Below are 216 nucleotides of genomic sequence, written 5' to 3'. Positions count from 1 at the left end.
TTCATAATACTTTTTATAGTGCCTGAATTGGGAAGGGCTATTAACCAACCAACCAGTATTTCCTTCCCATATCAGGTCATTATTTTAATGTTTCTTTTAGGTTCTTCATATAATCAATAATCAAGGTTTTTTCAGAATTGTACAACTTAGCATCCTTGTGAATCAAGGTGTAAGATGCTAGTGGCATCTCATCAGCTTTAACCTGACTAATTATTG

At 33.3% G+C, this 216-nt stretch carries 1 protein-coding gene; it reads right to left on the bottom strand.

All coding sequences use genetic code 11. From position 1 onward, the window contains the following. Positions 1 to 79: 79 nt before the first annotated feature. A complete protein-coding gene (locus tag ACRHOC_RS15755) occupies positions 80 to 211 on the bottom strand; it encodes a heme-binding domain-containing protein (protein WP_431159510.1) in 132 nt (43 codons plus the stop codon). Between the last annotated feature and the right edge of the window lie 5 nt (positions 212 to 216).

The sequence above is a fragment of the Winogradskyella poriferorum genome (assembly GCF_050618035.1).
GTDB classification, from domain to species: Bacteria; Bacteroidota; Bacteroidia; order Flavobacteriales; family Flavobacteriaceae; genus Winogradskyella; species Winogradskyella poriferorum_A.
Note: the sequence above shows the minus strand (reverse complement) of the source record. Positions and strands in the feature narration are given on the sequence as shown.